The sequence below is a fragment of the Halosimplex halophilum genome, from assembly GCF_004698125.1.
Lineage (GTDB): Archaea > Halobacteriota > Halobacteria > Halobacteriales > Haloarculaceae > Halosimplex > Halosimplex halophilum.
In genome coordinates this window covers 219,838-240,733 of sequence record NZ_ML214297.1, presented here as the reverse complement: position 1 = coordinate 240,733, position 20,896 = coordinate 219,838, and the positions used below count along the sequence as shown (strand labels likewise).

General features: G+C 71.4%; 24 protein-coding genes. 8 read left to right on the top strand and 16 right to left on the bottom strand.

The genetic code is table 11. From position 1 onward, the window contains the following. Positions 1 to 20 precede the first annotated feature (20 nt). The 7 genes from mptA to E3328_RS01290 form a co-directional block, all read right to left on the bottom strand. A complete protein-coding gene (mptA, locus tag E3328_RS01320) occupies positions 21 to 956 on the bottom strand; it encodes a GTP cyclohydrolase MptA (protein WP_135362832.1) in 936 nt (311 codons plus the stop codon). A gap of 163 nt (positions 957 to 1,119) precedes the next feature. After that, a complete protein-coding gene (locus tag E3328_RS01315) occupies positions 1,120 to 1,689 on the bottom strand; it encodes a response regulator (RefSeq protein ID WP_135362831.1) in 570 nt (189 codons plus the stop codon). A gap of 90 nt (positions 1,690 to 1,779) precedes the next feature. Beyond that, positions 1,780 to 2,829, bottom strand: a complete 1,050-nt coding sequence (ahbB, locus tag E3328_RS01310) for a siroheme decarboxylase subunit beta (RefSeq protein WP_135362830.1) — start codon at positions 2,827 to 2,829, stop codon at positions 1,780 to 1,782. A 173-nt stretch (positions 2,830 to 3,002) separates the two neighbouring features. Beyond that, positions 3,003 to 3,287, bottom strand: a complete 285-nt coding sequence (locus E3328_RS01305; RefSeq protein WP_135362829.1) for a winged helix-turn-helix domain-containing protein — start codon at positions 3,285 to 3,287, stop codon at positions 3,003 to 3,005. A 2-nt stretch (positions 3,288 to 3,289) separates the two neighbouring features. After that, positions 3,290 to 3,976, bottom strand: coding sequence for a hypothetical protein (locus tag E3328_RS01300; RefSeq protein WP_135362828.1), 687 nt, complete (start codon positions 3,974 to 3,976; stop codon positions 3,290 to 3,292). A 175-nt stretch (positions 3,977 to 4,151) separates the two neighbouring features. Further along, on the bottom strand, positions 4,152 to 5,000 hold the full coding sequence (locus tag E3328_RS01295) for an ABC transporter permease (RefSeq protein WP_135362827.1): 849 nt from the start codon (positions 4,998 to 5,000) through the stop codon (positions 4,152 to 4,154). Beyond that, entirely contained in the window at positions 4,997 to 6,028 is a 1,032-nt protein-coding gene (locus E3328_RS01290; protein WP_135362826.1) for an ABC transporter ATP-binding protein, read from the bottom strand. Before E3328_RS01290 ends, E3328_RS01295 begins: the two co-directional genes overlap by 4 nt. Positions 6,029 to 6,298: 270 nt before the next feature. Between E3328_RS01290 and E3328_RS22670 the strand changes: the two genes are divergently transcribed. After that, positions 6,299 to 6,430, top strand: coding sequence for a hypothetical protein (locus E3328_RS22670; protein ID WP_281275747.1), 132 nt, complete (start codon positions 6,299 to 6,301; stop codon positions 6,428 to 6,430). 81 nt (positions 6,431 to 6,511) lie between these two features. Further along, positions 6,512 to 6,910, top strand: coding sequence for a DUF7522 family protein (locus tag E3328_RS01285; protein WP_135362825.1), 399 nt, complete (start codon positions 6,512 to 6,514; stop codon positions 6,908 to 6,910). Positions 6,911 to 6,982: 72 nt separating this feature from the next. Here E3328_RS01285 and E3328_RS01280 read toward each other — a convergent pair whose 3' ends face one another. After that, positions 6,983 to 7,981, bottom strand: coding sequence for an FKBP-type peptidyl-prolyl cis-trans isomerase (locus E3328_RS01280; protein WP_135362824.1), 999 nt, complete (start codon positions 7,979 to 7,981; stop codon positions 6,983 to 6,985). Positions 7,982 to 8,094: 113 nt separating this feature from the next. On the opposite strand from E3328_RS01280, the gene E3328_RS01275 reads away from it, so the two are divergent. Further along, complete coding sequence (locus E3328_RS01275; protein WP_135362823.1) at positions 8,095 to 9,102, top strand: TIGR03557 family F420-dependent LLM class oxidoreductase; 1,008 nt, start codon at positions 8,095 to 8,097, stop codon at positions 9,100 to 9,102. Between the two features lie 96 nt (positions 9,103 to 9,198). Further along, complete coding sequence (locus tag E3328_RS01270) at positions 9,199 to 9,450, top strand: hypothetical protein (RefSeq protein ID WP_135362822.1); 252 nt, start codon at positions 9,199 to 9,201, stop codon at positions 9,448 to 9,450. Positions 9,451 to 9,465: 15 nt separating this feature from the next. Here E3328_RS01270 and E3328_RS01265 read toward each other — a convergent pair whose 3' ends face one another. Further along, entirely contained in the window at positions 9,466 to 10,038 is a 573-nt protein-coding gene (locus tag E3328_RS01265; protein ID WP_135362821.1) for a flavodoxin domain-containing protein, read from the bottom strand. 162 nt (positions 10,039 to 10,200) lie between these two features. Between E3328_RS01265 and E3328_RS01260 the strand changes: the two genes are divergently transcribed. Continuing rightward, positions 10,201 to 10,725 carry a hypothetical protein gene (locus E3328_RS01260; RefSeq protein WP_135362820.1) on the top strand — a complete coding sequence of 175 codons (525 nt, stop codon included), beginning with the start codon at positions 10,201 to 10,203 and terminating at the stop codon, positions 10,723 to 10,725. A 43-nt stretch (positions 10,726 to 10,768) separates the two neighbouring features. Here the strand turns inward: E3328_RS01260 and E3328_RS01255 are convergent, their stop codons facing one another. The 3 genes from E3328_RS01255 to E3328_RS01245 form a co-directional block, all read right to left on the bottom strand. Further along, positions 10,769 to 11,671 carry an SMP-30/gluconolactonase/LRE family protein gene (locus tag E3328_RS01255; RefSeq protein WP_135362819.1) on the bottom strand — a complete coding sequence of 301 codons (903 nt, stop codon included), beginning with the start codon at positions 11,669 to 11,671 and terminating at the stop codon, positions 10,769 to 10,771. A gap of 1 nt (position 11,672) precedes the next feature. Beyond that, complete coding sequence (locus tag E3328_RS01250; protein ID WP_135362818.1) at positions 11,673 to 12,677, bottom strand: mannonate dehydratase; 1,005 nt, start codon at positions 12,675 to 12,677, stop codon at positions 11,673 to 11,675. 122 nt (positions 12,678 to 12,799) lie between these two features. Beyond that, on the bottom strand, positions 12,800 to 13,672 hold the full coding sequence (locus E3328_RS01245) for a spore germination YkwD domain-containing protein (RefSeq protein WP_135362817.1): 873 nt from the start codon (positions 13,670 to 13,672) through the stop codon (positions 12,800 to 12,802). A gap of 151 nt (positions 13,673 to 13,823) precedes the next feature. Here E3328_RS01245 and E3328_RS01240 point away from each other — a divergent pair, with 151 nt between their 5' ends. Then, complete coding sequence (locus tag E3328_RS01240; protein ID WP_135362816.1) at positions 13,824 to 14,852, top strand: GDSL-type esterase/lipase family protein; 1,029 nt, start codon at positions 13,824 to 13,826, stop codon at positions 14,850 to 14,852. A 487-nt stretch (positions 14,853 to 15,339) separates the two neighbouring features. Here E3328_RS01240 and E3328_RS01235 read toward each other — a convergent pair whose 3' ends face one another. From E3328_RS01235 to E3328_RS01225, 3 genes are read right to left on the bottom strand one after another with little or no spacing between them, the layout of a single operon-like run. Further along, positions 15,340 to 16,092, bottom strand: coding sequence for a metallophosphoesterase (locus E3328_RS01235; protein ID WP_135362815.1), 753 nt, complete (start codon positions 16,090 to 16,092; stop codon positions 15,340 to 15,342). After that, positions 16,092 to 17,855, bottom strand: coding sequence for a hypothetical protein (locus E3328_RS01230; protein WP_135362814.1), 1,764 nt, complete (start codon positions 17,853 to 17,855; stop codon positions 16,092 to 16,094). The genes E3328_RS01235 and E3328_RS01230 overlap by 1 nt, the downstream gene beginning before the upstream one ends. Further along, positions 17,852 to 19,120, bottom strand: coding sequence for a Single-stranded DNA binding protein (locus E3328_RS01225; RefSeq protein ID WP_135362813.1), 1,269 nt, complete (start codon positions 19,118 to 19,120; stop codon positions 17,852 to 17,854). Before E3328_RS01225 ends, E3328_RS01230 begins: the two co-directional genes overlap by 4 nt. A 192-nt stretch (positions 19,121 to 19,312) precedes the next feature. On the opposite strand from E3328_RS01225, the gene E3328_RS01220 reads away from it, so the two are divergent. Further along, complete coding sequence (locus E3328_RS01220) at positions 19,313 to 19,768, top strand: hypothetical protein (RefSeq protein ID WP_135362812.1); 456 nt, start codon at positions 19,313 to 19,315, stop codon at positions 19,766 to 19,768. Positions 19,769 to 19,862: 94 nt separating this feature from the next. Continuing rightward, positions 19,863 to 20,525, top strand: coding sequence for a 2,5-diamino-6-(ribosylamino)-4(3H)-pyrimidinone 5'-phosphate reductase (locus tag E3328_RS01215; RefSeq protein ID WP_135362811.1), 663 nt, complete (start codon positions 19,863 to 19,865; stop codon positions 20,523 to 20,525). A 55-nt stretch (positions 20,526 to 20,580) separates the two neighbouring features. Here E3328_RS01215 and E3328_RS01210 read toward each other — a convergent pair whose 3' ends face one another. Then, positions 20,581 to 20,871 (bottom strand): DUF7545 family protein, encoded by a 291-nt coding sequence (locus E3328_RS01210; protein ID WP_135362810.1) that lies wholly within the window; start codon positions 20,869 to 20,871, stop codon positions 20,581 to 20,583. Positions 20,872 to 20,896: the final 25 nt, after the last annotated feature.

Below are 20,896 nucleotides of genomic sequence, written 5' to 3'. Positions count from 1 at the left end.
CCGCCCGCCGCGAAAACCGGTCAGTCGCCGCCGTTGACTTCCTCGCGCAGGGTCGCCACCTCGGCGACCCGCTCGGCGTGGGCGTTGTGCTGGTGGATGGACTCGTCGTTGGACTGCTCCATGCGGACGACGGCGTCGTCGTCGAGGCCGGGGAACTCCTCGATGACGCCCTCGGCCATCGCGCGGACGCAGTCCTCGACGAACTTCGCGTCGAGGTGGGACTGGTAGGTCATGTGGTCCTCGTCGGGGCGCTTGGCGAGGTTGTAGATGCGGGCGCTCATCGAGTCGCGGGCCACCTCGATCAGCTCGACCAGGTCCACGTCCGGGCCGCCCTCGCTCTCGACGGTCAGGGTGGCGTGGCCGCGCTGGGAGTGGCCCGGCTGGGGCACCTCCTCGAGGAACTCCTCGATGGTGCGGTCGTCGACGCCCTGCTCGCGGAGTTTCTCGCGGGCGCGGGCGGCGGACATCCCCTGCGAGCAGGGGCAGACGGTCATGCCGGTGACCTCGGCGCCGATCTCCTCGCGGATGTCGCCGTCCTCGGTGGCGGTCGCCGAGGCGATCACGTCGGCGGTCGACTGGGTGGGCAGGTCGCTCTCGGGCGTCCGCTCGCGCGTGACGAACTCCGCCTCCATGCGGACCTCCGCCCGCTCGGTGTAGTCGTGCTTGTCGAGCAGGCGCTCGGCGGCGGCGCCGCAGATGTCCTCGATGCGGAGGTCGCTGTGGCTGACCGCCTCCTCCAGGGTCTCGTCGACGACCTCCATGTTGCGGCTCATGTCGGCGCCCTTCCGCCAGGAGGGCAGGTCGACGAACACCTCGAACTCGGCCATCAGGACGTACGGGCGTTTCTCCTCGCGGCTGATCTCGACTAACTTCTCGACGCCGGTGACGCCGACGCGGTTGAGGCCGACGGTCACGTCCGGGCTCGACGCCTGGACGTCCGGCAGTTGCGGAGTCATTGCGCCCGGCTTAGGACCTTCCCCGAATAGTGTTTACGAAAGGCTCGATACCCGCCTCGCTCGGTGACGACGCGTCGCCCTGGGAGGGCGCGCCCCGTCGCGGGACGGCCGCCCCGGCTCCGGTCGTCGTCGGCCGCTGCGACTCCGCCCGCCGCCCGCCCGGTCACTCCCGGAGGTCGCGGAACAGCGACTCGAAGTCCTCGTCGGCGAGGCGCTCGGCGGCCGCCGACAGCGAGTCGCGCAGCTCCGCCCGGCGCTCCTCCAGCCGGCCGAACTCGTCGCTGTCGGCCAGCTCGGCGGCGCCTTTCGCCGACTGGAGCGCGACCTGGGTGCGGGTGACCCGGTAGTACTCCCGCAGCGCCCGCTCGTAGTCGGCACAGCGCAGGAGCCGGTCGACGGTGTCGAGCAGCTCCTCGCCGCTGACCGGCTTGACGACGTAGTCGTCGAACTCCATGTCGACGATGTCGAAGTCGGCGTCGACGGCCGTGACCATCGCCACCCGGCAGTCCAGCCCCCGGTCGCGGACCGTCTCCAGGACCTCGTCGCCGACCATGTCCGGCATCCGCCGGTCCAGCAGCACCACGTCGACGTCCTCGTCGAGTTTCGCGAGCGCCTCCTCCCCCCCGTAGGCCGTCCGCACCTCGTGTGCGTCCCGGACGTGTGCGGCGTACGCGTCGGCGACTTCGGGCTCGTCGTCGACGATCAGCACGACCCCCCGCTTCGGACCCGTCATACGAACGTGGGTGTATGGACCGAGCGGGCGCAAAAAGCTTCCGTCGGTTCGGTAGCGGACCCCGTCCCCCGATATCGGCGGTCTCGCCGCTCACTCGCCGGCGTGCTCGTCGACGAGGTCCTCGTAGCGGGCGCCCGTCTGTTTCAGCGTCTCCGTCGAGTAGAGCCGCTCGTGGGTGACGGGCAGGTACTCGGCGGCCAGCTCGTCGATCTTCGCGTCGACGGCGTCCTGCTCGCGCCCGTGGATCATCGTGAACAGGTTGTAGGGCCACTCCCGCTCGGGCCGACGCGGTCGGTGGTAACACAGCGTCACGTACGGGAGTTTGCCCACCTCGACGCCCCGCTCGTCGAGTTCGTCGTCGGGCACGTCCCAGACGACCATGCAGTTGGCGTCGAACCCCGTCACGAGGTGGTTGACGACGCAGCCGATCCGCTTGATACAGCCGTCGGCGAGCAGTTTCTCGACGCTCGCGAGCACGTCCGCGACCGGCGCGTCGACCGCCGCGGCCACGTCCCGATAGGGGGTCGCCGAGAGCGGGAACCCGCCCTGGACCTCCAGCAGGACGCGCCGGTCCAGCGCCGACAGGTCCGCGGCCGCCCGCTCGCTGATCGTCGTCGCCGACACGTCCGTCTCCGCCAGGCTCTCCCGGGCGAAGCGGTCGCCGTTGACCACCGGGAACTCCAGGTCGATGTAGAAGTCCGTCAGCATCGGGAGGACGAGGACCTCGCAGCCGGTCCGCTCCTCGATCTCCGCGAGGATGGCGTCGCGACGCTCCTTCGAGGCGGCGGTCACGACGAACCACATGTTCCACTCGTGGTCCCGTGCGTAGTTGTGGTTGACCTGCTCGTAGCCGTTGATCACGGCGGCGACCTCGTCGAAGCGGTCGACCGGCGCCCGCACCGCCGCCAGCGTCGAACTGCCGATCACCGGCGGGTTCAACACGGGGCCGAACCGCCGGAAGATCCCCTCGTCGTAGAGCCGCCGGACCCGTTCGAGCGCCTCGCTCTCCGCGACGCCCAGGTCCGCCGCGACGGCCTCGAAGGGCCGCTCCCGGACGGGGAACCCGCTCTGCCACCCGTCGACGATGGCCGCGTCGACGGCGTCGACCCGCGCCCGCCAGTCGGCCGTCCCCTGACTCATTCGACGGGACTAGGGAACAGAAGCGTATCAAACCATCTCTTTCGACGGACGCGCGTTCGGTGTCGTCGTCCTCCTCGTCGCCGGGCCGTTCGCATCGAAGTGCTCCCTGCGGGGAACCCCCGGGCCAAAAACACGGGTGAAAACGCGCTCGCTCCCGCCGGTCGCTCGCGGCCTCACTCCAGATCCTCGATCAGCGCCTCGAGCGTCCCGATGTGCTCCTCGAACTTCTCGCGGCCGCGGTCGGTGAGTTCGTAGGTGGTCTGCGGTTTGCGGTCGACGAACTGCTTCTCGACGGCGACGCAGTCGGCGTCCTCCATCTTCCCGATGTGGCTGGCGAGGTTGCCCTCGGTCACGTCCAGGGCCTCCTTGAGGTCGGGGAAACTCGTCTCGCCGTGCTGGTAGAGGTAGGCGAAGATCTGGAGCCGCGTCGGCTGGTGGACGAGTTTGTCGAAGTCCATGGTCAGGCCCGCGTCAGGTACACGTAGGCGCCTATCGCGTACACGATGAAGAGGATGCCGAAGAGGCCGACGCCGACCCAGCGGAGGACCTGCACGTAGGGTAGCCACGAGGCATAGACGAGGATCCACGCGCCGCCGGCGTAGAACACCAGCCGGTCGCGCCGGCGGACCCGGTAGGCCGACAGCACGGCGCCGGTCAGCAACAGGCCGAGCCCGACCGTCGCGATTACGAGCCCGAAGTACAGCAGCGCGCGGTCGAGCCCGCCGACCTGCCGGGCGGCCTCGCCGGCGACGCCCGCCGCGGCGACGAGAAAGGCCGCGAGCGACCCGAAGACCGCCCGCCAGCTCGGCGCCGTCCCGGGGGCGGTCGCGCTCGGGAGCCGCGAGGCCATCCACCAGGTCGCGGCGCCGGCGACCGCGACGAACCCGAACCAGACCGCCGTGTACTCGGCGCCGCCCAGGCGCTCGTAGAGGAAAAACGTCGCCTGCGCCAGCAGCGCGGCGCCGCCGACGACGAACCCGGCGAGCAGCCACAGGCGCGCCCGCCCGGGGTACCGTTCCGCCAGGCCCATCGCGCCCTTGATCTCCGAGAGCTGGCGCCGGAGCTCGTCCGGGTCAACATCCGGGTCGTCGACAGGGCCCGCCTCTGAGTCGTCGACCGGGCCGTCCCCCTCGTGGGCGTCGCTCACGGCGACCACCTCCGGCGGTCGCGCCGGCGGTCCGAGTCGGGGGCGGTCCTGCGTCGGTTCGGCGCGGTGGGGTGTGGGTCCGTCGTCATCCGTGTGCTGTGGGGGTCGTTGCCGCGGTGTTGTCGGAGGGCCGGTAAGTCGGTTCCGGAAGCGTCGGCGGGGACCGCCAGGGAGGCTACCCCAGCTCCGCCGAGCGGAACCGGAGGTAGCCGACGAGCGGCGCGCCGACCGTCCAGGCGGCCAGGACGGCGGCGTTGAACCACGGTTCGTAGCCGAGGTAGTCGGGCACGTCGGCGAACTGGGCGAACACGTCGTACTGGCCGGGGGCGTCCGCCCAGACGAGTTCCGGGAGGAGGTTGAAGTACGCGCCAGCGGGGGAGAGCGCGCCGATCACCGCCCGCGTCGACTCGGGGATCGCGACGCCCGTGAGAGCGGCGACGGCGTCCAGCGCCGTGTCGAGGTTCAGGGCCGGGAGGGGACCGATCCAGAACGCCGACAGGAGGAAGTACGCGCCGACGACGCCGACCATCGCGCGCGACCGGGAGGCGACCGAGGCGGAGACGGCGAGGAAGATCCCCACCATCGCGAGGGCGAACGCCGCCGAGAGGGCGCCGAGCGCGAGGAAGCGGCCGGGGTCGGGGGCGTGCTCGTAGGTCGCGAGCGCGACGGCGACGGCGACCGCGACGCCCAGCAGCGTCGTCGCGACGGCGACGGCCGCCCGCGTGACGTACTTCCCGCGGAAGTACGCCGCCCGCGAGTTCGGCAGGCCGAGGTGGTAGGTGACCGTCCCGCGGGCGCGGTCGCCGGCGACCGCCAGGTACGCCAGCGGGGCGAGCAACAGCGGGAGGACCCAGGCGACCAGCGCCGCCAGCCCCCAGGTCGTCCGGACCGGGTGGGGGTGGACCTCGCTCGACCCGAGGAACGCCAGCCCGACCAGCGCCGCGAACGTCGCGGCCACGCCGACCACGACGTACGAGCGCCTGACGCTCCGGAAGTCCACGCCGGCGACGGTCCGCGTGCTCACGTCCCGTCACCTCCCGCGGTCGCCGCCGGGGTATCACCGTCCGCTGCGCTCGCGTCGTCGGCGTCCCGGGTCGTTCCGGCGTCGCCGTCCGCGCCCCGGGCGCTGTCGGCGTCTCCGTCGGCCGCCGGCCGGTCGGTCGTGTAGGCCTCGAACAGGTCCTCCAGCGACGACTCCTCGATGGCCACGTCCGCGACCGTCGCGCGGTCGTCGAGCCGGCGGAGCGCCGCCATCTTCGCCCGGGGCGCCGCGCAGGACACCCGGACCGTCGAGCCGTCGGCGGAGACGTCGGCGACGCCGTCGACCGCGGCGACCGGGTCGAGGTCCGGCACTTCGTCGACGGTCGCCGAGACGACGCTCCCCATCCCCAGCTCGGCCCGGAGGTTCTCGACGGAGTTGACCGCCGTCAGCTCGCCGTCCTGGAGGATCCCCACGCGGTCGGAGACGCGTTCGACCTCGTCGAGGATGTGCGAGGAGAAGAACACGGCCGCGCCGCGGTCGGCCTCCTCGCGGACGACCTCGCGGACCAGTCGGACGCCGTTGGGATCCAGCCCCGCGGAGGGCTCGTCGAGGACGAGCAGGTCCGGTTCGCCGACCAGCGCGACCGCCAGCGCCATCCGCTGGAACATCCCCGTCGAGTAGTCGTCGGCGGGCCGGCGGGCGTCCTCGGGGGCGAGCCCGACCCGGTCGAGGAGGGCGTCCGGGTCGTCGTCGGCTCCCTTGGTCTCGACCGCCGCCGCGACGTGCTCGCGCCCGGTGAGGTTCGGGACCGGCTCGAACGCCTCCGGGAGCAGTCCCACCCGTCGCTTGACTCGCTGAACGTCCTCGGTCACGTCCGTCCCGAGGACCCGGACCGACCCCGCGGTCGGGTCGAGAAACCCCAGGAGGACGTTGATCGTCGTCGACTTCCCGGCGCCGTTCGGCCCGAGGAAGCCGAACACCTCGCCGCGGTCGACCGACAGCGAGAGGCTCTCGACCGCGGTCACGTCGCCGAACCGCTTCGTGAGTCCGTCCATCTCGACCGCGCTCATCCGACCCGCACCTCCGCTGGGCGGGCGGCGGTCGGGCTGTCTTGCTCGGTCGGGGCGGGGACCGTCTCGATCATGCCTCGATCCGAAAACGAGTTTCCGAACCAATAAAGTTTGCGTCGCAAATTAACTTTGTAGTGCAAAGCTTACTTTGCGACGGAAAGTGCCCCCAGCGGGGCGGTTCCGCCGGTGGATGACCGGCCCGACGGGCGCGAGCCGCCGCCGCGCCGGACCGACGGGAGACTTTTGAGCCCGGGCGACCGAGTGTGTGGTATGACAACTTGGACCGAAGACCCGTTCATGCGGCGGAGCGTGCTCATCACGCTCCTGTGGCTGCTCGCGATGCTCGTCGGGGGGATCGTGCTGATACGGTTCGGCGACGTGATCCAGGGGCTGTTCGCGTAGTCGCCGGTTCGACGAGCGAGCGGTCGCGCCCGGCGGGAGTGGCCCCACAGATTGAAACGGCTCAGTCACGTTCGACCGGGCATGCCCAACGAACGGTACCAGCCGCTCCTCAAGCTGGTCCACAGCAGGGCGGGCGACGCGTTTCGGGGCGCCGTCCGCTACGACGCGGAGGGATGGGAGGCACTGTACCTCCGTGACGACGTGGCGACCGGGGACCTGAAACAGGCGCTCGGCGCGATCACCGACCGGGCGCGGGCGGACGAATCGATCGTCCCGGCCGACCAGTACGACCGGCTCGGCGGGACGCAGGCCACCGTGGAGCTGCACGACCACGCCGCCGTCCTCCACTTCCGGGAGGGGGCCGAGGCCGGCATCATCGTCTCGCTCGACCGCGATGTGGCCCAGGGGCTCGGCCAGTTCGTCAACAGCTGCAACGCGGTGCTCGACGGGCGACAGCCGGACGCCGAAGCCGACGGCTGATCGGTCGGCCGAGCGTCGACCCGTGGCCGAACGGCGGAGCGACGGCAGGGACGGGGCGGAAAAGCGAGCGGGTTACTCCTCGGCGCCTTCGAGCTCGTCGACGATCTCCTCGGCGTCGATGTCCTCGTCCTCCAGGGCCTCTTCGAGGTCGCCACCGCCGCCGCCCATACCGCCCATCATGCCGCCCATGCCGCCCATCATGCCCATGCCGCCGCCCAGCTCCTCCTGGACGATGATGCGGTCGATGTCGAGCAGGTCCGTGAGCTGCTGGGCGATCTGCTGTTTGCCCATCATCCACTGCTGGTTCATCGTCAGCTGCGGCGTCGCCTCGATGTACAGCGTCTCCTTCTCGGTCTCGACGACCTCGTACTCGGGCTCGCTCTCCGCCTCGTCCTCGTCGTCGTCGTCGGACTCGACGAGCTGTTCCTCCTCGACGGTGTCCGTCTCGAACCAGACCTCCAGATCCATGTCGAGGAACACGTCGAGCAGCGCGCCCGCGCGCTCCTCGCGGTCCTCGACTTCGGAGAGGACCTCCCAGTCGTACTCGATGTCCTCGCCGGCGAGCGGGTGGTTGAAGTCGACGCGGGCGCGGCCGCCGATGATCGTGTTGATGTGGCCGTGCTCGCCGTCGATGTCGACGTGGGCGCCGGGGTAGCGGTCGTCCTCGGGGATGCGGTCGGCGCTGATGGTGCGGACCTCGTCCTCGTCGAACTCGCCGAACGCCTCCTCGGCGGGGACGGTCACGGATCCGGTGTCGCCGACCTCGCTCCCGAGGATGTCCTCCTCGACGGCGTCGAAGACGTGCCCCTCGCCGAGGACGATGGTGCGGGGACCGAACTCCTGGTCCTCGCCGACGCCCTCCTCCTCCGCGACCTCGGGGTCGGTCGTGTCGACCAGGTCGCCGCCCTCGACGGTGCGGGCGGTGTAGTCCAGTTCGATGAAGTCGCCGCGCTGGAGTCCCTCGGCTTCCTCCTCGGCCTCGGACTCGGTCTGTTGCTCGCTCTCGGCGTCCGCGGCTGTCTCGTCGGCTGCGTCCTGCTCGGCCTCGTCGGCCTCGGACTCGTTGCTCATACCGTCAACGACTCGCGTTGCACTCTTAAGAACAACGTTTCGGGGGCGACCGACCCCGGTCCGGCCGACGACCAGTCCCAGCGATTAAGCCCGCCGCGAGCGGCCGTGTCGGTATGGTCGAGTTCGGCTACTTCGCGTCGCTGGAAGAGTTCTCCCCCGCGGACTGCCTCGAACAGGTCGAACGCGCCGAGCGCGCGGGCTTCGACAGCGCCTGGGTCAACGACCACTTCCACCCCTGGTTCGACCGGCTGGGCGACGGCTCGCCCGCCCACGGCGGCAACCCCTGGGAGTGGCTCCCCGCGGCGCTCGAACGCACCGACGACATCCGGATGGGAACGGGCGTGACCGCCGTCCTGAACCGCTACCACCCCGGGAACGTCGCCCACCGGCTCGCGACCCTGACCGAGCTGTACCCCGACCGCGTGTTCCTCGGGCTGGGGACGGGCGAGGCGCTCAACGAGTCGCCGCTGGGCTACGACTGGCCCGACTACGGCGAGCGCGCCCGCCGCACGGCCGAGGCCATCCGAGTGATTCGGCGGCTGTTCGCCGAGGAGTTCGTCGACTTCGACGGCGAGTTCTGGACGCTCGACGGCGCGAACTGCTACACCGGCCCCGACGAGGCGCCGCCGATCCACGTCGCGGGCAACGGCGCGACCGCCGCGCGGATGGCCGGCGACCTGGGCGACGGCTTCGTCACCGTCTACGAGACGCCGGAATCGGCTCGCGAGGAACTGTTCCCGGCCGTCGAGCGCGGCGTCGCCAGGTCCGACCGCAACGACGACCCCGACGACGTTCACAGGACCGTCCACCTGCACGTCTCCTACGCCGAGACGGACGCCGCCGCCCTCGAACCCTGCCTCCCCTGGCGGCTCACGCTGAAACCCGAGGTGTTCGAGGCGGACCTGGCCGACCCGCGCGAACTCCAGCAACACGCCGAGGACGTGAGCGAGGCCGAACTCCGGGAGACGTTCGTGATCACGACCGACCCCCAGGACATCGTCGACGCCGCCGCGGCCTACGTCGACGCCGGCTTCGACGAGGTGGTCTTCCAGAGCTCCAGCCCCGACCAGGCCGCCTTCTGCGAGGTCTTCGAGCGCGAGGTCGCCCCGTCGTTCGACTGACTCGCCGCTCCACCGCTCTGCTGCCCTGTCGCCGTTCCCGGGCGAACCTAACGAGTTTGGTAGCATCGATACCCCGAGAGCGTCCCGAGGAGCGGTATGGAAACCGAACACGGCGTCGACGGGATCGGATCGGACGCGGCCGCGGAACTCAGGCGTGCGGCCAGAACCGTGGAGGCGGTCGACGTGGTCGAGTCGGCGGACGGCGTCGCGCTCCGGGGCGACGCCGAGTCGGTGCGGTCGCTGCGGCGGGCGCTGTGGGCGCGGCAGCTGTCGGCCGAGCGGTTCGGCCAGGAGCGGCTGGCGGCCGCCGACGCCTCGGCGCGGGGACGGCTCGTCGAGTCGCCCTGACCGGCGAAGGGGTCCTCAGCCCGACACGTCCGGCGCCGTCGCGAGCCGTCCCTCGACGAACGCGGCGAAGTCGTCGGTGAACCCCTCGACCTCCGCCCAGTCGGTGTACTCGTAGTCGCGGGAGGTGTCGGTGTCGCCCGTCGCGTCGCTGGCGATCCGTTTCATCAGCAGGCGCTTGAGGAAGCCGTACTTCGAGTAGCGGAGCGCGCCGCCGAACCGCGCGATCCGGTCGGGCTCGTAGCCCGTGTCTTCGAGGAACTCCTCGACGTAGCGGGCCGCCTCGGCGCGTCGCTCCGGGTCGTCCGAGGCCGACGACAGCGACACCTGGAAGAACGCGGTCGGGAGCGCCGTCAGCTCCGCGGCGTTCGCGTCGACGAACGACCGGACGGAGGCCTGGTGTTTCCCGACGTGGATGGACGACCCGACCACGACCGCGTCGAAGTCGTCCAGCGAGTAGTCGGTCTCCAGCGCGCCCGCGTCGACGGCCGTCGCCTCGTGGCCGCGGTCGCGCAGCCGCGCGGCGACCCGGTCGGCGATCTTCGCGGTCTGTCCCTCGCTCGACCCGTAGCAGACCAGGAACGAGCCCATGGCCGGACCGACGCCCCGCCGGCGGAAAACACTCGCGACGGTGTGCGCCGGTAAGCCGACGTTTGTCCGCGGTAAGCCGCTCGAACGGGGCCGCGGCCGGTCGCGCGTGAATCCGGCGCGAAACCTGCGGCTTTGAAGCCCGGAGCGTCCGTCCCGGGGGGTATGGAGGAGCTGATCGCCGACGCGCTCGACACGTACGCGGAGACCCAGGGCCTCGACCCGGACCGGCTCGACGAGTTCGGCCGGGCCTACCGCGAGCAGGGCCATCTCACCCGCGACCAGCTCTACGAGGTCGCCTTCGAGAGCTCGACCCGGAGCGCCTACCACGTCGAGTCGAACCCGCCCGAGCGGTGCCGGGAGGTGACCGCGAACGTCCTCGCGGTCGACGGCGACTTCTCGAAGATACAGCTACTGACCGGCCTCTCGGGGTTCAAGGCGCCGACCGCCTCCTGCGTCCTGACGGCGCTGGACCCCGGGCGCCACGCCGTCGTCGACACCCGCGTCTGGGCGTCGCTCGACCGCCTCGGCTACCTCGACGGCCGCAGGGAGTCGTTCGACGCCGCCGACTACGTGACGATGATCGAGCCGATCCGCGAGATCGCCGCGGAGACGAGCTACTCGGTGGACGACGTTGGGTACGCCCTGTTCGCCTACGACGTGGAACAGCGCGAGGGGACGCTGCATTAGAACCTCCGGTCGGGAATCCCCTCTTCCCCGAGTCGCCGCTCGGTCAGTACTCGATCCGCGATCGGTGCTCGGGGACGCCGCCGACGCCGAGGTCGACGGAAAAGAGCGCCCCGGCGCCGGAGCCCTCCTCCTCGCGGGTGCCCGCCGGCCCCTCGCCGGGGCCGAGCGCGGTCGTCACGTAGGCGGTGTGGTAGTCGGGGCCGCCGAAGGTGACCGCCGAGACCTTCTTCGCCGGGAACTCGACCCGGGCCAGTTCCGTCCCGTCGGGGTCGTAGCGGGCGATCCGGCCGCCGTCCCAGAACGCCGACCAGACGCAGCCCTGGGCGTCGACGGTCATCCCGTCGGGGTGGCCCGCCAGGTCGCTCGCGTCGAGGAACGTCTCGCGGTCGGAGAGCTCGCCCGTCGCCCGGTCGTAGCGGTACCGGGAGATCCGGCTCGCCTCCGTCTCGGTGAAGTAGAGCCGCTCCCGGTCCGGCGTGAACCCGAGCCCGTTCGAGAGTTCGGCGTCCTCGACGGCGACCGACAGCGAGCCGTCGGTGTCGAGCCGGTAGAGGGTCCCGGGCTCGCCGTCCGGCGTCGGCATCGTCCCGCAGAAGACCCGGCCCTCCGGGTCGGCGATCACGTCGTTGAACCGCGACTCCTCCTCGCCGTCGATGGACGCCACGAGCGGGTCGCCCAGCCCCGTCTCGGGACTCCACGGCTGGATCCGGCCCTCGTCGCAGAACAGCAGCAGGTCGCCCGACTCCTGGATGGTGAACCCGCCGATGGAGCCTTCGGCGTCGAGGGCGCGCTCGTGGGACCCCACGGCGGGGTCGTAGCGGTAGAGGTCGGCTCGGGGGATGTCGAGGAAGTAGACGACCTCCTCGTCGGGGTGCCAGAGCGGCCCTTCGCCCGTGTGGCACCGCGTGTCGGCGACGACCGACGGCTCCGGCGACGCTCCGACCATCTCAGACACCTCCGTCGGTCGTTCCGTCCGTCCCGTCGGTCGCACCGTCCGTTCGTTCGGCCGATTCGAGCAGGCCGCGCATGTACCCGACGGCGAACAGCCGACCCTTGGTGTGGTAGCCCGGGTTCGAGTTGTCCTCGCCGGCCATCGTCGGCACGTGGTCGGGGCGCATCGGGCCGTCGAAACCCACATCGACGTAGGCGTCCATCGCCGCCTGCATGTCGGTCGGGCCGTCGTCGTGCCAGGTCTCGACGAAGCGGTCGGCGTCGCCCTCGACGTCGCGGAAGTGCGCGAAGTTGATCTTCTCGCCGAAGTGGCGGATCGTCTCGGGTACGTCGACGCCCATCGCCGCGAAGTTGCCCTGGCAGAACGTGACGCCGTTGTACTCGCTGTCGTAGATGTCGAGCACGCGGTCGTAGTTCTCGACGCTGTTGGCGATCCGGGGGATGTCGCCCACGGATTCGCGCGGCGGGTCGTCGGGGTGCAGGCCGAGCTTGACGCCGGCCGCCTCGGCGACCGGGACCACTTCGTTCAGGAAGTACTCGATGGCCTCCCACACCTGTTCGCGCGTCACGTCCGCGGCCTCACCGGACCCGGTTCGCATCTTCGCGTTGTCGTAGCCCGTCGTGTACGACCCGCCGCGCGCTTCGAGGTGGGCCTCGGTGCGCGCCCAGCGGACGCCGGCCATCCAGTCGTAGCAGACCACCGGGATCCCCACGTCGCCGCAGTCCCGGAGGAACTGCTTGAACTCCGCGATGTCCTCGTCGCGGCCGTCGAGTCCGAGCCTGATGCGGTCGCTGATGGGGACGCTGCCCTCCAGCACGCCGAACTCCAGGCCGGCGTCTTCGAGCCAGTTTTTCGTCCCCAGCAGGTCGTCGTACGACCAGTGGGTCTTGTCGTCGCCGACCTCCAGCGGGTGGACGACGGCCTGCTCGACGCCCATCTGCTTCGCGAGCTGCCAGCGCTCGTCGGGCTGGCGGGGTAACACGAGCGATAGCTGAACCATACCCGTCCGTTGGACGCCTCTGTGTTATCGGCGTTCCGGTCCCGGAAGCGGGAGCGGGAACGGGAACGGGTACCGCCGACGGGCGCCGCGGACTGCGGCCACGCCGGTCGACGCGGCGGTCGTCAGCTCGGGTCGTCGCCGGTGCCGCAGATGTTGCCCGTCACCCACACCTCGTTGTCCTCGGTGATCTCGATGCCGAGGCCGAGGCGGTTGGCGTTGGGGTAGTCGAGCACCTGGGCGTAGACCCGGTTGTCCGTCCAGTCCCTGAAGATCTCGCGCGCGACGGCGGTCTCGTTCTCGTGGTAGACCGTCTCGCCGTTCTCCTGGAAGTTGCGGGCGATGTAGGTCTGGCCGATCACCTGGAACTGGTTCTTGTCGGGCCTGACGATGAACTGCGCGTCCTTCTTCTTGAACTTGCAGGTCTCGAACAGCCCGAACTCCTTGTAGCGCCCGGCGACCGACAGGTTGTGCGTCTCGTAGACGAGTTCGCCCCGCTCGGCCATCGCCTCGCTGTGGTTCAGCGACATCCGGTTGATGCGCTCGACCAGCGACCCGTTCGCGTTCGCGTACACCTTCAGGCCGTTGGACCGCCGCCAGTCGTTGATCAGCCGGCGGAGTTCGAGTTCGACCTCGCGCTCGCTGAACCGCCGCGGGAGCATCGGCGTCCGCGTCGGGACCACCGTCGGCGTCGGCGTGACCGTCGGGGTGGCGGTCGGCGTCGCGGTCGGCGTCGCCGCCGACGTGGGCGTCAGCGTCGGGAAGGCCGTCGCAGTCCCGTTCGTCGCGGTCCCGTTCCCGGCGGTCGTCGGAGCCCGCGTCGGCGTGTCCGCGGACCCGCCGCTGTCGTCTGGCTCGTCCGAACCGTCCGCGTCGTCGGGCGTCGGCGTGTCGCCGCCGCCGCCACCGCCGAGGACCATCGCGCCCGCGATCCCCCCGAGCACGAGCACGGCGACCGCGGCGACTGCGCCCGCGACGACCACCTTCCGGTCGACCATACCCGTTCGGTGCCCGAGTCGAGACTTAAATCTTCCCAATACATCGAAATGCTCTGATATTTCCGGCGCGACGGGCGCCCGCCGGCCCCGGCACGACCCGCCCCGACCGAAACGGTTTCGACCCTGCTACCGACAGGTGGCGTATCAACGGATGTCCCCGGGAGACGACTACCCGTCGGTGGCACTGCACGGCGTGGCCGAACTGGCCGACCCCGACTGGACCGACGCGGGCGACGAACTCCGGCGCGTCCCGAGCGGGGTCGCCGGGAACCTGAACGTCGCCGCCCGCGACCGGATCCGCCACCCCGCCGGGTGCGAGGTCAGGTTCGTCTCGCGGGGCGGCGGCCCCGTCCGGCTGACCCTCTCGGCGGCCGCCGAGACGGTCGTCCGCCCGTTCTGGGGGACTTTCCAGGGCGAGGACGCGCTTGAGCTCGGTCCGGAACCGACCGAGGTCGAGCTGTCGGTGCCCGAGCCGCTGACCGACCTGACCCCCGCGGCCGCGGCCGAGGCCGCCGGCGCGTTCGACCCGCTGGTCTGCCGGCTCCGGTTCGAGCCCCGGGCGCCGGTCGCGCTCCACGACGTGCGGGGCGAGTGTCGCCCGCCCGACCCCGACGAGGTGCCCGACCGCCGGTACCTCGCCTACGGCACCTCGATCACGGAGGGCGCGGCCGCGTCGGCTACCCACCTGAACTACGTCGCCCGCGTGGCCCGCGACTGCGGGCTGGACCCGGTGAACCTCGGCATGTCCGGGGCCGCCTACTGCGAGCCGGCCGTCGCCGACCACATCGCCGAGCGCGACGACTGGGCCGTTGCGACGCTGTCGCTGTCGGTCAACATGGCCAACCGCGGGTTCACCGTCGAGCAGTTCCGCGAGCGCGCCGCGTCCCTCGTCGAGACCGTGGCGGCGGCCGACCCCGACCGCCCGGTCGTCTGCGTGACGCTGTTCCCCTACCACGCCGACCTCCGGGAGAGCGGCGACCGCGAGCGCGCCCGCGCCTACCGCGAGGCGCTCGAATCCGTCGTGGAAGGGTGTGCATCACCGAACGTCTCCCTCGTCGACGGCCGCGAACTGTCCCCGGCCGACGGCCTGACCACAGACCTGCTCCACCCGGGCGACGCCGGCATGGCCTCCATCGCCGACGGACTCGCCCCGCGGGTCGCCGACGCACTCGACGACTGATGTCGATGGCGGTGGATGCACTCTTCGGTGTGTGCTCAAACCTCTCGGCACGTTCGCTAGCAGTGCCGCAACCGAAGGAGACAGCAGGCGTTGAAAGCCCTCGGCGCGCTCGCGGTCGCTGAGCGGGATATCCGCGCTCTCCGCACCGCCCGCTCACGGCACAGCCGTTCGCTTCGAGGCGCCACGCGCCTCGCACCGCGCGGATAGTGGCCCGCTCAGGCGGCTCTCGGCGCGAGCGCGCCTCGCCCTTTCAGTCCACCAGGGACCGCACAGCACGGTACCGCGACCGCCCGCACAACACGCAGACAGCCACGAACCTCCCCAGCCGATTGCGCTCCGCGCGCCTGCGGCGTGCGGTGCTCATCCCTCGCGCGGCTACTGTCGCGCGATGAAACGCGCGACAGCGCACGCCGACCGCACCGCACCGACTCTCACCTGATCGCTCCAGGGACGACCGGTCCGAACTCGCCACGCGGACACGGCGGGCTCAGACCCGGCGGTAGTCGCCCAGGCGGGTACCGTCGAGGAGGTACGCCTCGCCGTCGACCAGCCCGTCGGGGAGGAACGGGGCGAGGAACTCCTGGCCGGCGACGTTGACCCAGGTGCCGCCGGAAAGGTCGTTGAACCCCGGGAAGACGACGAGTTCGCCGTCGACGGCGAGGTCGCCGCCGTGGAACTCCCGGAAGGGTTCGGGGTCGAGGTCGCCCCGGAGCCACACCCGCTCGACGCGGGCGCCGCCGACCTCGTCTTCGAGGCGGACGACCGGATGTTCGTGGCCGACGCAGACGGTATCGGCGGCGAGCACGTCCGGGCTCGGCCAGGTGTGGCCGTGGGCGAACCCGACCTCGCCGATCCGGACGCCGTGACCGGGCGTGACCTCGACGGGCTGGTCGACCCGTTCGAGGACCGACTGGGCGTCGCCGTCGTGGTTGCCCTTGACGAGCGTGACCGGCAGGTCCGGGAGCGCGTCGAACAGCGCGAGGACCTCCTCCCGTTCGTCGCGGCCGGGGTCGCCGATCGAGTGGCCGAGGTCGCCGAGGAAGAGGAGCCGGTCCGGCCGCTCGGCGTCGACGAGCGCGCACAGCGACTCGCGGCGGTCGGGCGCGTGGTCGGGGAGTTCGACCCCCTCGCGGCGCAGTCCGGCCTCGATGCCGGCGTGGAAGTCCGCGACGACGAGCACCCGCTCGCCGCCGCAGGTCCCGACCGCCGCGGGCTCGTCGGGGATCGGTTCGACGCCCATCAGATCGGCTTGTACACGTCGTCCTCGGGCTCGTAGCAGCGCCCGCCCATCAGCGCGTCCTGGATGGCCTCCCGGACTTCCTCTTCGGCGGCGCCGGTCCGCGCGGTCACCGCCTCGACGATCTCGTCGGCGTGGGCGCCCTCGCCGTCGTCGTGTTCGGCCATCGCGTCCATCACCGCGTCCTCGACGTCGACGTCCTCCGCCGGCTCCTCGGCGTCGGCGGAGTCGACCTCGTCGGCGGTGTCCGGTTCCGGCTCCGACTCCGGCCCGGTGTCGGTCGCCGGTTCGTCGGTCGTCTCCGTCGCCGGTTCTTCCGCGGTCCCGGTGGCCGTCTCGGCGGCTTCCGACGCGGGTTCGTCCGCCTCACTGCCGGTTTCGGCGGTCGCCGACGGCGACTCGCCGGCCCCGGCCTCCGCTTCGGCCTCGGCGAGTTCCTCGGGGTCGGGCGTCTCGATACCGGCCTCGCCGGGCTCGTCGACCTCGGTGCCGCTCTGGAAGCTCGTGCCGTACTCCTCCTCGATCTCCTCGCGCTCCTCCTCGTCGAGTTCGAACTCGCCGTCGAAGTCTTCCAGGTCGTCGCCGTCGGAGTCGACGCCCGTGTCTACCGCATCGGCGCCGGCGTCGGAACCGATATCGTCGCTCCCGGCGCTCTCGCCGGCCGGAGCGGGGTCGGCCTCGACTGCGGCGGACTCCGTCGACCCGGACCCGGACGGTTCGGCCTCGGCCCCGGTCGCTCCCTCGGCACCGACCGGTTCGGATTCGGCGGATGCCGGCTCGGAGTCGGTGGAAGGGGACCCGGTCTCGTCCGCCTCCGCGCTCGCAGTGGCGCTCTCGCCGCCGGCCGCTTCGCCGCCCGCGGACGCCGTCTCGCCGCTCGCGTCCGCGCTCGCGGTGTCGGTGCCGGTCGCCGCTTCCGTCTCGGTCGTGTCGGTCCCCGCGTCCGTCGAGGCGGTGCCGGAGGCCCCCGACGGCTCCGTCTCGACCGCGCCGCCGATGTCCGTCGTCTCGCCGCCGACGCTCGCGGTCACGTCGAGCGCGGCCAGCGTCGCGAGGTCCGCCTCGCCCGGGGCGTCCGGCGAGGCGGAGTGGGGTTCGACCTCCTCGCGCTCGCCGGCGACGACCTCGGCGGCCTGGACCGCCGTGTTCCGCACCGCGTCGAGGTAGGCCGCCGTCGTGCCGTAGTGGTCGATGGCCAGCGGGACGCCCGCCGCGAGCCCGGTGTCGACGCCCTCCGCTTCGAGCGCCGCGCGGAGCTCGTCGCCCCGCTGGTCGCGCGCGAGCGCGTCGGCCATCGTCCGCACGCGGTCGAGCGTCTGGCGGGCGGTGCCGACCGTCCAGCGGTCCCGCGTCTCTGCGTCGACCTCGTTGACGTTCTCCGGCCGGATCGAGGTGTAGGTCACGTCGGAGTCGTCGGGCTGGAACGTGCGGGCCTTCCCGGTGACGGCGACGAACAGCGGCGGCTCGGCGCGCTCGAAGAAGGCCCGGGCGTCGGGCTGGTACTGGCCGGCGTAGACGACGAAGGCGCCGGTCGGGTCGACGACCCGGGCGCGGAGCACGTCCTCGCTGGCGTTCTCGACCTCGGTGAGGACGCCGACGACGAACAGCCGGTTGATCCGGCCGCCCGTCGGCGAGACGACGTAGTTCGGGGCGCGCTCCTCGTCGCTCTCGGAGTAGGAGAAGTCGGCGTCGTCGAACTCCGCGGCGAACACGCGGTAGGCGACCTCGCGCCGTCCCGCGCCGCCCTGGTCCTCCGAGCCGCTCATGGCCGGACCTCCGTCAGCAGGTCGGCGGCGCGACTCGCCGGGTCGTCGTCGGTCTCGTCGAACGACCGGGCGTTGAGGTTGGCGCCGTACTCGTCGACCGACAGCGAGCCGCGGACGCGGAACTCCCGCCCCACGAGCGTCTCGCGGATGGCGTCGGCGACCGCCTCCTGGTCCATCTCGTCGCGGGCGTGTTCCTTCGCGTCCGCCACGTCGCCGCCGTAGACCTCCTCGGTGAGTTCGTCGTCGAGGATGGCCGTCACGGTCCCGGTGCCGTCATCGAGGATCGCCTTGATGCGCAGGTCGTCGACGCCGTCGACGGCGCCGTGGCTGCGACACTGGCCGTTTTGGACGACGCGGCCACACTCCGGACAGCGCTCGATGAGCCCGGAGCCGTCCCGGACGGCGATGACGTTGCCGACCAGCTCCACGTCGAACAGGCCGCCCGATTCGATGGCGTCGCGGACCGCCAGGCGGGGCGCGTCCTCGGTCGCCTCGACGGGCCGGTCGAGTTCCCGTACCTCGGTGAACTCCGAGACGTTGACGGAGGGCGCGCCGCGGAACTCGCGGACGAACACGTCCTCCAGGCGGACCGAGGCGCCCTCCGTGATCTCGTCGTGGGGCTCCCAGTCGGTGAACGGCAGCCGCGTCGTCTCGTCGGCGAAGATGCCGCTGAGGATCTCCGTCTCGCCGTCCCGGCCGTCGATGGTCTTGGTCTCGACTTCCAGTACCGTGACCTCGACGTTGCGGCCGCGGTCGCCCGGTTCGAGTTCGGCCAGGCCGGCGTCGCCGCCGACCGGGAACGCCACGTCGAGCTCCTCGTCGGCCAGCCCGATGGTCGTGCTCTCGCCGAGGTTGAGCTCCGGTTCGCCCTCCCACTCGCGGATGCCCGCGTTGCCGGCGGTGATCGTCTGGCCGGCCTGGAGGCCGAAGTCGTCCCAGGCGGTGTAGGATATCTTGCCGGTCTCGTCGGCGATCTCGCCCTCGAAGATGACGTGGTCGCTCCCCTGGTAGCGGATCGACCGCTTGCCCACGGTGAGGACCGTCCCGGTCACCGTGACCGACGAGTCGCCGGTGGTGATCTCGGCGATGGACTTGGTGGTGGGGCCGCCGTCGTCGGAGCCGTCGCCGTACTTCCGGCGGAGGCTGTCCTTGGCCTCCTCGACGGGGACGCTGTACTCCACGAGGTTCTCCAGGTCGCGTTTGACCTCCGTTTTGTCGACGCCGAGGTCGGAGGCGAGCTCCTCGGCATGGTCGTCTAAGCTCATCACCGGACCTTGTGGTGCCCCGGTAAAAATCGTTCCCGTCGGGTGACCGCCGCCGCGCCCGCTCTCGCCGCGGCCGACGGGCCGACCCGCGGTGGAGGGTCGACCCGCGGCGGGGGGTCGACCCGCGGCGGAGCTATCACCGCCGGTGACTTTCGCGGTAGCTATTTACGGTCCGACGGTCGAATCGGGAGTATGCAACCTCCGACCTTCCGGGGGAAGCCGTCGGAGTCGCACGTGCTCTGGCGGCGGTCGGGGGCGGGCGCGGACGCGCCGAAGCGGTTCGACGAGGCGCACCTCCGCGAGTGGTGTTCGGCCAGGGGCATCGACTTCGAGACGGACAAGCGGGTCGACCACGAGCGCTCGGACCAGCCGCGCGAGCAGTACCGCTGCGTGTTCGCCTGGTCCGACGCCGAGAGCGAGTCGTTCGCGGTTGGCGACGACGAGTGGGAGATCGCCACCCAGGAGACGCCGCGCACCTTCCTGGAGATCGACGACGCCGGCGAGGCGCGGCTCAAGAGCTGGACCGACGAGTACGTCTTCGACCTCGACGAGCTGTGGACCGACGGCGACGCCGTCGCCTTCCGCGCCGCCGGGATCGACGGCGCCAAACGCCTCGACGCCCGGAAGCTGACCGAACGGCCGGAGTGACCGCCGGGCCGGGCGGCCGCGAACGGGTGTGCGCCCCGAGAGCGCGGCGTCTCACATCGAAAGCGGTTTTCCCGCGAGCGCGCAGCTACCGGGTATGCACGTCGTCGTCAACGCGGCCATGAGCGCCGACGGGAAGCTCTCGACCCGGGAGCGCGAACAGGTCGAGATCAGCGGCCCCGCCGATTTCGACCGGGTCGACGCCCTGCGCGCCGAGAGCGACGCCGTCATGGTCGGCGTCGGCACGGTGCTGGCGGACGACCCCTCGCTGACCGTCGACGACGACGCCCGCCGGGAGCGCCGGCGCGACGCCGGCAAGCCCGAGAACCCCGCCCGGATCGTCGCCGACTCGCGGATCCGCACGCCCACCGACGCCCGCGTCCTCGACGACCGCGCCGAGACGATCCTCCTGACCAGCGAGGCCGCGCCGCAGGACTTCGTCGCCGAGATAACCGAGGCCGGCGCCGAGGTCGTCTCCGCCGGCCAGCAGCAGGTCGACCTCCCCGCGGCGCTGGCGGAGCTGGAGTCGCGGGGCATCGAGCGGCTGATGGTCGAGGGCGGCGGCGAACTCATCTTCTCGCTGTTCGCGGCCGACCTGGTCGACGAGCTCTCGACGTTCGTCGGCGCCGCCGTCATCGGCGGGTGGAAGGCCCCCACTCTGGCCGACGGCGACGGCTTCGTCGACGACTTCCCGGAGCTGTCGCTGCGCGACGTGGAGCGGATCGACGACGGCGTCCTGATCCGCTGGGACGTGCCCTGAGCGGCTCCGGTCCCGTCGTCGGTCGTGGGCTACCGCGACTACTGCGAGAAGTGTCTCAGTGGCTGTGGCCGGTCAGTTCCGCGAACGAGCGGCCGAACCGCTCCTCGAACAGGTCCAGCGTCAGCTGCTCCGTCTCCGCGACCTCGTCGCTGGGCTCGCCCTCGCTGTGGTGGGCGGCGCTGTGGATGCGCTGCGCGAGGCCGAACATCGCGATGTCGCCGACGACCTCGGGCGGCGACTCGTCCTCGCTCTCGGCGAGCATCTCGACGAGCGTGGCCGGTACTTCCAGTTCGTCGGTCGCGTCGTCGGATTCGAGCGTCAGCGTGACCGTCTCGGGTTCTGCCATGGCCTCCGTTGGGAGAGCCGACGTA